The 11313-nt window shown below is 71.0% G+C and carries 11 protein-coding genes and 1 pseudogene; 8 read left to right on the forward strand and 4 right to left on the reverse strand.

Annotation, left to right across the window (positions count from 1 at the left end; translation table 11 throughout):
- Positions 1 to 129: 129 nt before the first annotated feature.
- Entirely contained in the window at positions 130 to 1590 is a 1461-nt protein-coding gene (locus ACH65_RS13365) for a cytochrome-c peroxidase (RefSeq protein WP_049623104.1), read from the reverse strand.
- Between the two features lie 300 nt (positions 1591 to 1890).
- Between ACH65_RS13365 and ACH65_RS13370 the strand changes: the two genes are divergently transcribed.
- Positions 1891 to 2418, forward strand: coding sequence for a hypothetical protein (locus ACH65_RS13370; protein WP_049623105.1), 528 nt, complete (start codon positions 1891 to 1893; stop codon positions 2416 to 2418).
- Positions 2419 to 2577: 159 nt separating this feature from the next.
- Here the strand turns inward: ACH65_RS13370 and groL are convergent, their stop codons facing one another.
- Both groL and groES read right to left on the reverse strand, forming a co-directional pair.
- Positions 2578 to 4221, reverse strand: coding sequence for a chaperonin GroEL (groL, locus tag ACH65_RS13375; protein WP_049623106.1), 1644 nt, complete (start codon positions 4219 to 4221; stop codon positions 2578 to 2580).
- 122 nt (positions 4222 to 4343) lie between these two features.
- Positions 4344 to 4637 carry a co-chaperone GroES gene (gene groES, locus ACH65_RS13380; RefSeq protein ID WP_049623107.1) on the reverse strand — a complete coding sequence of 98 codons (294 nt, stop codon included), beginning with the start codon at positions 4635 to 4637 and terminating at the stop codon, positions 4344 to 4346.
- 422 nt (positions 4638 to 5059) lie between these two features.
- Between groES and cutA the strand changes: the two genes are divergently transcribed.
- On the forward strand, positions 5060 to 5383 hold the full coding sequence (gene cutA / locus ACH65_RS13385) for a divalent-cation tolerance protein CutA (protein WP_049623108.1): 324 nt from the start codon (positions 5060 to 5062) through the stop codon (positions 5381 to 5383).
- On the opposite strand, the gene ACH65_RS13390 is transcribed toward cutA, so the two are convergent.
- The gene (locus ACH65_RS13390) at positions 5347 to 5790 is read right to left on the reverse strand and encodes a cupin domain-containing protein (protein ID WP_064504865.1); all 444 of its coding nucleotides are present in this window, start codon (positions 5788 to 5790) and stop codon (positions 5347 to 5349) included. The two genes, cutA and ACH65_RS13390, sit on opposite strands and share 37 nt — an antisense overlap.
- 276 nt (positions 5791 to 6066) lie before the next feature.
- Between ACH65_RS13390 and ACH65_RS13395 the strand changes: the two genes are divergently transcribed.
- From ACH65_RS13395 to ACH65_RS13420, 6 genes and pseudogenes are all read left to right on the forward strand, one after another.
- Positions 6067 to 6990 (forward strand): DMT family transporter, encoded by a 924-nt coding sequence (locus tag ACH65_RS13395; RefSeq protein ID WP_049623109.1) that lies wholly within the window; start codon positions 6067 to 6069, stop codon positions 6988 to 6990.
- A 27-nt stretch (positions 6991 to 7017) separates the two neighbouring features.
- Positions 7018 to 7614, forward strand: a complete 597-nt coding sequence (locus ACH65_RS13400) for an NAD(P)H-dependent oxidoreductase (RefSeq protein WP_049623110.1) — start codon at positions 7018 to 7020, stop codon at positions 7612 to 7614.
- 124 nt (positions 7615 to 7738) lie between these two features.
- A complete protein-coding gene (locus tag ACH65_RS13405; protein WP_049623111.1) occupies positions 7739 to 9943 on the forward strand; it encodes a protein-disulfide reductase DsbD family protein in 2205 nt (734 codons plus the stop codon).
- On the forward strand, positions 9943 to 10479 hold the full coding sequence (locus ACH65_RS13410; RefSeq protein ID WP_202594209.1) for a TlpA disulfide reductase family protein: 537 nt from the start codon (positions 9943 to 9945) through the stop codon (positions 10477 to 10479). Before ACH65_RS13405 ends, ACH65_RS13410 begins: the two co-directional genes overlap by 1 nt.
- 137 nt (positions 10480 to 10616) lie before the next feature.
- Positions 10617 to 11066, forward strand: a complete 450-nt coding sequence (aroQ, locus tag ACH65_RS13415; RefSeq protein WP_049623113.1) for a type II 3-dehydroquinate dehydratase — start codon at positions 10617 to 10619, stop codon at positions 11064 to 11066.
- A gap of 62 nt (positions 11067 to 11128) precedes the next feature.
- A pseudogene (locus tag ACH65_RS13420) lies at positions 11129 to 11313 on the forward strand (acetyl-CoA carboxylase biotin carboxyl carrier protein); the annotation flags it as partial.

Raw genomic sequence — 11313 nt, forward strand, 5'->3', positions numbered from 1 at the left:
CCACGGCCGCCAGTTCCCTGGCGCACCACGCCCCACTCGGCAAAAAAAAAGGCCGCCCGGCATGGGGCGGCCTTTCCGTATCGGGCGCGTGGGAGGATGCCGCCGAAGCGGCACCCCACGCCCAAACCTTTACTGCTTCTGCACGCCCTGCGGCGCGGCAGGCTGCGCCGCCGGATCCGACGCCGGCGCGTTGCTCAGCAGCTTGCCCTGGTACTTGCCGGTGAGCGAGTCGAGGAAGGCCACGATGTCGTTGATGTCCTGCTCCGGCAGCGTGCCGGCCGGGGTCTGGTACTTCACCATCTGGCGCACCGCCTCGGGCAGGGTCTTGGCGCTGGCGTCGTGGAAATACGGCGCGGTCAGCGCGACGTTGCGCAGGGTCGGCACCTTGAAGCGCTCGCGGTCGAGCGGGTTGTTGGTGACCGTGAAGCGGCCGAGGTCGGCGTCGGTCAGCTGGCCGCCGCGCTCGCCGAAGTAGTCGCCTTCCAGGCCGAACACTTCCAGGCCACGGCCGCCCAGCGCCTTGCCGGCGTGGCAGCCCGAGCAGCCGACGCTCTTGAACAGCTCGTAGCCGTGCAGCTCCTGCGCCGTCAGCGCCTTGGTGTCACCCTTCAGGTATTCGTCGAAGCGGCTGTCGGGGGTGATCAGCGTGGTCTCGTAGGCGGCGATGGCGCGGGTGATGGTGTCCTTGTCCACGGTGCCGCTGCCGAACGCCTCGGTGAACGCAACCGCGTAGGCCGGGTCGGCGGCGACGCGCTCGGCCACGGCCTTCCAGTCGTGCGAGCCCATCTCCTTGGGGTTCATCACCGGGCCGGCGGCCTGCGCGGCGAGGTCGGCGGCGCGGCCGTTCCAGAACTGCACCGTGTTGAAGGCGGCGTTGAACACCGTGGGCGTGTTGATCGGGCCCTTCTGGCCGCCGATGCCGGTGGCGGTGTCCAGGCCGTCCACGCCGGCGTGGGTCAGCGCATGGCAGCTCGCGCAGTTGACGGTGCCGTCGCCGGACAGGCGGGTGTCGAAGAACAGCTTCTGGCCCAGCGTCACCTGGCGCGGGTCGGCACCCAGCGACTCGGGGATCGGCTGCACCGGCTCGGCGGCGAACTGCGGCGCCACGCCCGGGGTGGCGTAGTACTTGCGGCGCGTCTGGGCCACCCAGTCGAGCAGCGCCTTGTTCTGCGCCGCGCCGAGGTGGGCGTGCCAATGCAGGGTGAGGTAGAGCTTGGGCGGCATGCGCTGCTGGCGCACCACCTCTTCGATGCGGGCCAGCTGCAGTTCGCTCGGGGCCTTGCCGTCCTCAAGGGCATTGAGCACCGGCTCGATGCGGAAGTGGCGCAGGCCCTGGTCGACGTCGTGCTGCATCAGCTGCGCGGCGACCGGAACGTGGAAATAGAACGGCAGGTTGGTCTTCTGCGCATGGCAGTAGTCGCAGCGCGCCTCGGTGATGGCGCCGAAGGCGGCCTGCGCCACCGGGTCCTTGGCGGACGGCGAGTCCGCGCGCAGCGTGGGTGCGGTGCTGTGGTCGAAATGCTCGATGTAGGCGACCAGCCCCCCGTAGGCGATCGCCGCCAGCACGATGGCGACAATGAGCTTTTTCATAGTTACTCCCCGAACAAAATTCCACGAACGATACATGCTATCTATTGAATGACGATCCGCAATGCGTCCGAATGTCGCAAGCAGGCTTGCGGACGGCCTCGCGGGCTCTTGCGACGGCGCGCGCGGGCGCGCCAGGGGCCGCCGGCCTTCCGCCGCGGCCGGCGGCCCACGGGTGAATCGTGAACGGCGCACCAAGCGTCCGCCGGGAGATTCAGCGGAGGATGGGTTCGGCCGCCTAGCTTGGTGACCGCCGCGAGGGCCTGGAGCCCTGCGGCTCGTTCCCATTCGGAGGTCATCCTCATGCGTAAGACCATGCTTGCCGCTCTCGTCACTGCTGCCGTGTTCGGCACGCCGGCCTTTGCCCAGGTCAGCCTCGGCGGCCACGCCGGTGGCGGTGTCGGCGTGAATGCCGGCGGCGCCCTGCACGACACCATGCACACCGCCGGCCAGCTCGGCGCCAGCGCCGGCCAGACGGTGGACCAGGTCGGCCACAAGGCCCGCCATGCGGCCCACAAGACGAAGGAAGCCGCCTCCTCGGCCGCCGGCGCGGGCGGCTCGGCCGACGTGGGCGTGAACGCCGGCGCCTCGACCGGCGCGGGCAGCGCCAACGCCAACGTCAATGCCGGCGCGGGCCTCGACACCGCCGCCGCCGCGGGCAAGGCCGGCGAAGCCGGCCAGGGCGTGGGCGGTGAGGTGCGCGACGCCGCCCATACGGCGATCCAGAGCACCGGCCGCGCCGCCGGCTCGGTGGGCGATGCGGTGAAGGACGTCAACGCCAGCGGCAACGTGGACGCCGGCGCCGCCATGAAGGCCCAGCACGGCCACTGAAGCGAGCCATCGCGCGACGACGGACGGCCCCGGGACTCCCGGGGCCGTTTCGTTTTGCACGTTCGTTTTTTGTGCGGCCGCCGTGCCGCCGCACGCGGCGCAAAAGAAAACCCCGCACGAGGCGGGGTTTTCTCATCGCTCACATGGAGGGATGGACGCTTAGAAGTCCATGCCGCCCATGCCGCCCATGCCACCGGCGGCACCGTGGTTGTGGGCTTCTTCCTTCTTCGGCAGCTCGGCCACGATCGCCTCGGTGGTGATCGCCAGGCCCGCGACGGAGGAGGCGTACTGCAGCGCCGAGCGGGTCACCTTGGTCGGGTCCAGGATGCCGAACTCGATCATGTCGCCGAACTCGCCGCTGGCCGCGTTGTAGCCGAAGTTGCCCTGGCCTTCCTTGACCTTGTTGACGATCACGGAGGGCTCTTCGCCGGCGTTCGCCACGATGGCGCGCAGCGGGGCTTCCAGCGCACGGCGGGTGATGGCGATGCCGAGGTTCTGGTCCTCGTTGTCGCCCTTCAGGCCCTCGATGGCCTTCAGCGAGCGGATCAGCGCCACGCCGCCGCCCGGCACCACGCCTTCCTCGACCGCCGCACGGGTGGCGTGCAGGGCGTCTTCGACGCGCGCCTTCTTCTCCTTCATCTCGACCTCGGTGGCCGCGCCGACCTTGATCACGGCCACGCCGCCGGCCAGCTTGGCCACGCGCTCCTGCAGCTTCTCGCGATCGTAGTCGGAGGAGGTCTCCTCGATCTGCGCCTTGATCTGGCCGATGCGCGACTCGATGCGCGCGGCTTCGCCGGCGCCGTCGATGATGGTGGTGTTTTCCTTGGTGATCACCACGCGCTTGGCGCTGCCCAGGTCGTTGACCGTGGCCTTCTCCAGCTGCAGGCCCACTTCCTCGGAGATCACCTGGCCGTTGGTCAGGATGGCGATGTCCTCCAGGATGGCCTTGCGGCGGTCGCCGAAGCCCGGCGCCTTCACGGCGGCGACCTTGACGATGCCGCGGATGGTGTTGACCACCAGGGTCGCCAGGGCCTCGCCCTCGACTTCCTCCGCCACGATCAGCAGCGGCTTGCCGGCCTTGGCGACGGCCTCGAGCACGGGCAGCAGCTCACGGACGTTGGAGACCTTCTTGTCGTGGATCAGGATGTAGGGGTTGTCCAGCTCGACCTGCTGGCTCTGCTGGTTGTTGATGAAGTACGGCGACAGGTAGCCGCGGTCGAACTGCATGCCCTCGACCACGTCCAGCTCGTTCTCCAGGCCCGAGCCTTCCTCGACCGTGATCACGCCTTCCTTGCCGACCTTCTTCATTGCGGTGGCGATGATGTCGCCGATGTCGGCGTCGGAGTTGGCGGAAATGGTGCCGACCTGGGCGATCGCCTTGTCGTCGGCGGTGGGCTTGGACAGGCTCTTCAGCTCGGCGACGGCGGCGATCACCGCCTTGTCGATGCCGCGCTTCAAGTCCATCGGGTTGATGCCCGCGGCCACGGCCTTCAGGCCCTCCTGGATGAAGGCCTGCGCCAGCACGGTGGCGGTGGTGGTGCCGTCGCCCGCGTTATCGGAGGTCTTGGAGGCGGCTTCCTTGACGATCTGCGCGCCGATGTTCTCGTACTTGTCGGCCAGCTCGATCTCCTTGGCGACGGACACGCCGTCCTTGGTGATCGTGGGGGCGCCGAAGCTCTTCTCGAGCACGACGTTGCGGCCCTTCGGGCCCAGCGTGACCTTGACCGCGTTGGCCAGGGTGTTCACGCCCTTGAGGATGCGCGAGCGGGCGTCTTCGCCGAAGCGGACTTCTTTGGCTGCCATAAATTTTTCCTTGAAAAAATTTGAAATTAGGTAATGGGAAACGTTGCGAAAGCCTTGCCAGAGGGAGCCGCAGGCGACCGATGCGCGCTTTTCTCGCGATCAGGCCGCCCGGCCCCGTCCGGTCAGCCCTCGATCACCGCCACGATGTCGTCTTCCTTGAGGAAGACCAGCTCTTCGCCGTCGATCTTGATTTCCTGGCCGGCGTACTTGCCGAACAGCACCACATCGCCTTCCTTCAGCGACATCGGGCGGACGTTGCCGTCCTCCAGGATGCGGCCGGTGCCGGCGGCGATCACCTTGCCGCGGGTCGGCTTCTCGGTGGCGCTGTCGGGGATGACGATGCCGCCGGCGGAGACGCGCTCTTCTTCCAGGCGCTTGACGATGACGCGATCGTGCAGCGGACGCAGTTTGCTCATGGATGGCTCCAGCTATGGATGAGTGGACAGAAAAAGTTCGACCCGGAGCGGCGGCTTGCATCGCGCTGTTAGCACTCAGGGCTGACGAGTGCCAATTCTAGCGACGCAATCCTCCCCTGCAAGAGGGGCCGATCCGTTGGCCTGCAACGCTAGTGGGGGAGGCGGCCGGGCCTTTCAAGGGCGCGCGGCGCGAAAAGGCCGGTCGGGAGACGGCGCGGCGCTCGCCGGGGCCGAGCCGGCCCCTCGCGCCGAGGCATGCGCCACGCCGCCCGCCATGCGGCCATCGCGGCCCGATGGGCGCGAGCCTCAGCCTGGCCCGACGCCACGCCCCAACAGCTCTCGCCGCAGCCGGAAACGCATCGCCGGCGCCACGCCCGGCGGCGCAGCACGCCGCCGCCGCCCCGGCGCGCTAGGCTGGCGGCATGCCCGCCCCCGTCCTGCTCTGCTACTGCACCTGCCCCGACGCCGCCAGCGCCGCGGCCATCGCCGAAACCCTGGTGGCCGAAGGCCTGGCCGCCTGCGTGAACCGCCTGCCGGGCATCGCCTCCACCTACCGCTGGCAGGGCCGGGTGGTCACCGACAGCGAGGAGCTGCTGCTGATCAAGACCACGGCCGCGCGCTTCGAGGCCCTGAAAGCGCGCCTGCTGGCGCTGCACCCCTACGAGCTGCCCGAGCTGGTCGCCGTGCCGGTGGAGCGCGGCCACGCCGCCTACCTCGACTGGGTGCGCGCCGGCGTGGGCGGCTGAACCGGCGACGGCTCCATCACCGTGAGCTCGGCCTTCGGCCCGGCCACGAACACCACCAGCATGGTCGCCGGGCGGTCCGCGTCGGCATTGCCGCTGACCGCGTGGCGAATGCCGGCCGGCTCGAACCAGCTTTCGCCGGGGCCGTAGACCCGCTCGGCACCGCCCTCCAGCCGGCTGCGGATGCGCCCGGAGAGCACGTAGACGAAGGCGTCGCCCTCGTGGTGATGCGGGCGCGAGGACTGACCGGGCGCGTAGGTGACCGTGAGCGCGGTGAGCGCGCGGCCAGGGGCCTGGGTCAGCGGCGCATGCAGCAGGGGATGTTCCTCGACGGCGAGCGCGGGCATAGCAGCCCATGCCAGGAGGGAACCGGCCAGGCTGGCGCGGACGAGCTGTGCGGGAAGATGCATGACCGGGTCTCCAGGAAGCGACGGGGGCATCGCCATGCCGGCCCAGGCCGGAACGGCGCGCGATGCAATCAGACGAGCGGCGCGGTCAACGTGCCGACAAGGCCCCGCGCATCATCGCCAAGCGGCCTATCGCTTTCGACGACACCGTGCCTCATGCCCAAGACCTCACGCCCCAGCCTGCTGACAGATTCCGACAGCACGCGGGATTAGGCTGCGGGCAGCCTCCAGGCAGACCGCCATGCCGATGCCGGCCGAAGCCCATTCTCGAGCCCCACCATGAAGAAAACCGACATTGCCGCGCTGCTGTGGCTGGGAGCCCTGTGGGGCGCCTCCTTCTTGTTCATGCGCATGGGCGCCGACCAGTTCGGCGGCATGGCGCTGGCGGGCCTGCGGGCGATCGGCGCGACGATCTGCTCGCTCCCGCTCCTGGTTTCGCGCCAGCGGCTGGCGGAAATGCGTGCCCATTGGCGCGCCATCGCCATCGTGGGCCTGGCCAATTCGGCGCTGCCGTTCGTGCTGTTCTCGTACGCGGCGCAGAACCTGCCGGCCGGGGTTTCGGCGATCTCCGACGCCATCGCGCCGCTGCTGGTGGCCGCCTCCGGCTGGCTGTGGCTGGGCGAGAGGCTCGGCGCCAGCCGCGCCTGCGGCCTGGTGATCGGCCTGGCCGGCGTGGCGTGGCTGGTCGCGGGCACCGTGGGCTTCGGCCACGGCGGCCACGCTTCGGGCTGGGCCATGGCCGCCTGCGTGGGCGCCAACGTCTGCTACACCTTCGGCGCGCACTACAACCAGCGGCGCCTGCACGGCGTGGCGCCGCTGACCGTCGCCACCGGCAGCCAGCTGGCCGCTGCGTTCGTGCTGCTGCCCTTCACCGTGTGGCTATGGCCGGCAAAGACCCCGGGGACCGGCGCCTGGCTGGCGCTGTTCGGCCTCGCCACGGCCTGCACCTCGCTCGCCTACGTGCTGTTCTACCGACTGATGGCTCGCATCGGCGCCACCCGCAGCATGGTCGTGCTGTACCTGATACCGGTGTTCGGCGTGCTCTGGGGGCTGGCCTTCCTGGGCGAGCCGGTCACGCTCGCGATGGCAGGGGGCTGCATCGTGATCCTGCTCGGCGTGGCCCTGGCCACCGGGCTGCTCGGCCGGCGCCCCGCCCGGGCCGAGGCGCTTCCGGCCAAGCTGATGGGCGAGGCGGCAGAATAGGCGGCGCCCTCATGTACGGAATTGTCCATGAAATGCCTCGTCGTGATTGCCCACCCTCTGCCCGAAAGCCTTTGCGGCACGCTGGCCCGCACGGCCATCGAGGCCCTGGAGGCGGCCGGGCATACGGTACAGACCGAGGACCTGTACGGCACGGGCTTCGCCCCGGCACTCACGGCGGCCGAACGCGGGCATTACTACCGCGAGCCCTACCGCAGCGACGCCCAGGCACAGATCGACCGGCTGCTGGCGGCCGAGGGTCTGGTGCTGTGCTTTCCCACCTGGTGGTTCGGCTTTCCGGCCGTGCTCAAGGGCTGGTTCGATCGCGCCTGGGCGCCAGGCGCGGCCTACGACCACGCCGGCGACCTCGGTCCGATCCAGCCCCGCCTGCATGGCCTGCGCAAGGCGCTGGCCATCACCTCGCTCGGCTCGCCGTGGTGGGTCGACCGCCAGGTGATGCGCCGGCCGGTGAGGCGCGTGCTGAAGACCGCCCTGCTCGGCACCTGCGCGCCGCGGTGCCGGCTCGACATGCTGTCCCTGTACAAGAGTGAGCGGCTGACGGCCGTCGACGTGGAAGGCTTCCGCACGCGCATCCGCACGGCGCTGGCCGCCTGGCCGCGGCCGTGACGGCCGCCGCCGGCGACGGCGCGCGCCCCGGCCAGGCCCACCCAAGGACGCACCCGCCGCCCGGGCCGCACGCCTGGGCCATAATGCCTGGACGCCTGTTACCCCTTTGCCCGCTGGAATCGTGATGCGACCGAAGTTCCCCGGCCGTCTGGCCCCGAGCCTGTCCACGCTGCTGTTGCTGCTGGCGGGGCTGTGTCTGCTCCCGCCGGCCTTCGCCCAGGACACCGACGGCCTGCTGCCGGTCACCGAGGCGTACAAGCTCGACACCGACACGTCCACGCCGGGCGTGCTCAAGCTGCACTGGACCATCGCGCCGGACTATTACCTCTACCGCGGCCGCATGAAGCTCAAGCCCGGCGAAGGGATCACCCTGGGCGAGGCGCAGTTCCCCGACGGCGCCAAGCACCACGACCAATACCTCGGCGACGTGGAGATCTACCACCACGCCATCGACGCCAGCGTGCCCTACACCGCGGCGCCCGGCGCCACGCGGCTGCAGCTGTCGGTGCAATTCCAGGGCTGCCACGAGGTGGAGCCGAAGATCTGCTACCCGCCCTACACCGCCAAGCTGGACCTGCCGCTGCCCGCCGGCGCCACCGCCGCCGCGGCGCCGGCGGCAGGCGGCGCCGACCCGTTCGCCAAGGGCGCGAGCGCCCTCGGCGGCGGCCCGGCCGCCGGTGCCAAGGGCGCGCCGCTGCCGCCCGAGCAGGCGTTCAAGCTGGAAGCCCTGGCGCAGGACCCGCACCACCTGCTGCTGCGCTGGAGCATGCCCAAGGGCTACTACCTCTACCGCGACCAGACCGCGCTGCGCACGGATGTCCCCGGCGTGAAGCTGGCGCCCGCCTGGCCCGCGGGCCAGGCCAAGGACGACCCGCACTTCGGCAAGGTCACCGTGTACTTCGACCAGCTGGAGCTGCCGGTGACCGTGGACGGCCCGCTCGGCGAGCGCCGCCGGCTGGCGCTCACGGCCAGCTTCCAGGGCTGCCAGGACGGCGGCCTGTGCTACCCGCTGATGACCCGCGCGCTGGACGTCGACCTCGGCGGCGGCGCGGCCAGCGCCGGCGTGCCCACCGCCACGCAGCCGGAGCGTCCGCCCGCCGTGGCCCAGGCCGGAGCCACCTCGGCCCCGGCCGGCCCCGGCCTACCGCTGGTCCTGCTGCTCGCCCTCGCCGGCGGCCTGGTGCTGAACCTGATGCCCTGTGTGCTGCCGGTGCTGTCGATCAAGGCCGTCGGCCTGCTCGAGAGCGGCGAAAGCCCGTCCCGCGCGCGCCGCCATGCGCTGGCCTACACCGCCGGCGTGCTGGTGAGCTTCGTGGCGCTGGGCCTGGTGATCGTCTCGCTGAAGGCCGCCTGGGGCATGCAGTTGCAGCAGCCGCTGGTGGTGGCCGGCCTCGCGCTGGTGATGCTGGCGGTGGGCCTCTCGATGTCCGGCCTGGTGCAGTTCGGCGCCTCGCTGGGCAACACCGGTTCCGCGCTCGCCAACCGCGGCGGCGCCGCCGGCGACTTCTTCACCGGCGTGCTGGCGGTGGTGGTGGCGAGCCCCTGCACCGCGCCCTTCATGGGCACCGCGCTGGCCTACGCCTTCGCCGCCCCCAGGCTCTACGCGCTGCTGGTGTTCGTGGCGCTGGGCCTGGGCCTGGCGCTGCCGTTCCTCGCCGTGGGCTTCGTGCCTGCGCTGGCGCGCCTGCTGCCGCGGCCGGGGCGCTGGATGGAGACGCTCAAGCAGGTGCTCGCCTTCCCCATGTACCTCGCCGCCGCGTGGCTGGCCTGGGTGCTGGCCAACCAGCGCGGCGCCGACGCGGTGGGCCTGCTGCTGGTGGCCGCGGTGCTGCTGGCGATGCTGCTGTGGTGGTTCGAGCGCAGCCGCGCACGCGGCGTGGCCAGCCGCGTACTGGTAGCCGTGCTGGCCCTGCTGGTGGCGGCGCCGCTCTATTACCTCGCCAAGCTGCCGCGGCCGGCGCAGGCCGCCGTCGCCCAAGCGGGCACCGTGGCCTATTCGCCGCAGAAGCTGGCCGAACTGCGCCGGGCCGGCACGCCGGTGCTGGTGGACATGACCGCCGACTGGTGCGTCACCTGCAAGGCCAACGAGCACACCGTGCTCGATACCGACGCCTTCCGCGCCCTGCTCAAGCGCACCGGCGCCGTCTACATGAAGGGCGACTGGACCGACGAGGACCCGGCCATCACCGCCTTCCTGCAGCAGTACCACACGCCGGGCGTGCCGCTGTACGTGGTGTTCCCGAAGAACGGCGGCGAGGGGCAGCAACTGCCCACCGTGCTGACCTCCTCGCTGGTGGAAGAGGCGCTGACGCGGGCCGCCGCCCCGTGATGAGCCGCGCCAGCTGGCTGATCCTTACCCTGGCCGTGCTGGCCGCGGGGTTGGGCGGCTGGTGGCAGCATCGCGCGCGGCAGCCGGCCGCCGGGCTGATCGGCCAAGCCGTGCCGGACCTCACGCTCGACGACCTGGACGGCCGCCCGCACCGCCTCGGCGACTACCGCGGCCGCCGCGTGCTGCTCAATCTGTGGGCCAGCTGGTGCGGGCCGTGCCTCAAGGAAATGCCCGCGCTGTCGGCCGCCGCGGCGCAGGCGCAAGCGAAGTCCGGCGAACATGCACCGATCGTGCTCGGCATCGCCATGGACGACCCGCAACGCGTGCGCGCCTTTCTCGCCGCCCACCCGGTCGGCTACCCGGTCCTGCTCGGCCGCTTCGATAACCCCAGCACCAGCACCCAGCTCGGCGACGAAGCGGGCCTGCTGCCCTACAGCGTGCTGCTGGATGGCGAGGGCCGCGTGCTGGCGATACGGCGCGGCACGCTGGACGCCGCCCAGCTCGCCGCCTGGCTGGCGCCCGACGGCCAGCCCTGAGCGCGGCCTCGGCCGCGACATACGCCGCCGCACGCTTCTGCGCCAAACATCGCCGATCTGCGCCGAACTGGACAACATCCGCCGCAGCGCGCACACTTCGCCGGCCCGGGGGAGGCCCGGATCACCTGGAAGCTGGCGTGGCGAAGCTGCTCGTGCTGCACGGACCCAACCTGAATCTGCTGGGGACACGCGAGCCGGAGATCTACGGCCGCGACACCCTCGCCGACATCGACGCGCGCCTGGCCGCGCAGGCGCAGGCCGCCGGCCACGCGCTTTCGAGCTTCCAGTCCAACGCCGAGCACGCGCTGATCGAGCGCGTGCACCAGGCGCGCGCGGACGGCGTGGCGCTGATCCTGATCAACCCCGGCGCCTTCACCCATACCAGCATCGCCCTGCGCGACGCCCTGGCCGGGGTGGCGATCCCGTTCATCGAGGTGCACCTCTCCAACGTGCACGCGCGCGAGCCGTTCCGCCGGCACTCCTACCTTTCCGATCTCGCGCTGGGCGTGGTCGTCGGCTTCGGTGCCGACAGCTACGCGCTGGCGCTGGACGGGGCGATCCGCCGGCTGGCGCGGACGGCGCCCTAGCCCACCCCTTCACACCCATTCCGAAGCCGCCGCAGGCGGCCCCACAGACAGAGGCTTGTCCCATGGATCTGCGCAAGATCAAGAAACTCATCGACCTGCTCGAGGAATCGAACCTGGCCGAGCTCGAGATCAAGGAAGGCGAGGAAGTCGTCCGCCTCTCGCGCGTGCCCAAGGGCGGCGTGGCGGTGAGCGCCGCGCCGGCGCCGGTGGCGGTCGCCCCGGCCGCCGCCGTCGCGCCGGCCGCACC

The sequence above is a fragment of the Frateuria defendens genome (assembly GCF_001182895.1).
GTDB lineage: Bacteria > Pseudomonadota > Gammaproteobacteria > Xanthomonadales > Rhodanobacteraceae > Frateuria_B > Frateuria_B defendens.

Bases quoted from the DNA above. Each gene is read 5' to 3' on its own strand.
- ACH65_RS13365 (WP_049623104.1), bottom strand. From the start codon at position 1,590: ATGAAAAAGCTCATTGTCGCCATCGTGCTGGCGGCGATCGCCTACGGG.
- ACH65_RS13370 (WP_049623105.1), top strand. From the start codon at position 1,891: ATGCGTAAGACCATGCTTGCCGCTCTCGTCACTGCTGCCGTGTTCGGC.
- groL (WP_049623106.1), bottom strand. From the start codon at position 4,221: ATGGCAGCCAAAGAAGTCCGCTTCGGCGAAGACGCCCGCTCGCGCATC.
- groES (WP_049623107.1), bottom strand. From the start codon at position 4,637: ATGAGCAAACTGCGTCCGCTGCACGATCGCGTCATCGTCAAGCGCCTG.
- cutA (WP_049623108.1), top strand. From the start codon at position 5,060: ATGCCCGCCCCCGTCCTGCTCTGCTACTGCACCTGCCCCGACGCCGCC.
- ACH65_RS13390 (WP_064504865.1), bottom strand. From the start codon at position 5,790: ATGCATCTTCCCGCACAGCTCGTCCGCGCCAGCCTGGCCGGTTCCCTC.
- ACH65_RS13395 (WP_049623109.1), top strand. From the start codon at position 6,067: ATGAAGAAAACCGACATTGCCGCGCTGCTGTGGCTGGGAGCCCTGTGG.
- ACH65_RS13400 (WP_049623110.1), top strand. From the start codon at position 7,018: ATGAAATGCCTCGTCGTGATTGCCCACCCTCTGCCCGAAAGCCTTTGC.
- ACH65_RS13405 (WP_049623111.1), top strand. From the start codon at position 7,739: ATGCGACCGAAGTTCCCCGGCCGTCTGGCCCCGAGCCTGTCCACGCTG.
- ACH65_RS13410 (WP_202594209.1), top strand. From the start codon at position 9,943: ATGAGCCGCGCCAGCTGGCTGATCCTTACCCTGGCCGTGCTGGCCGCG.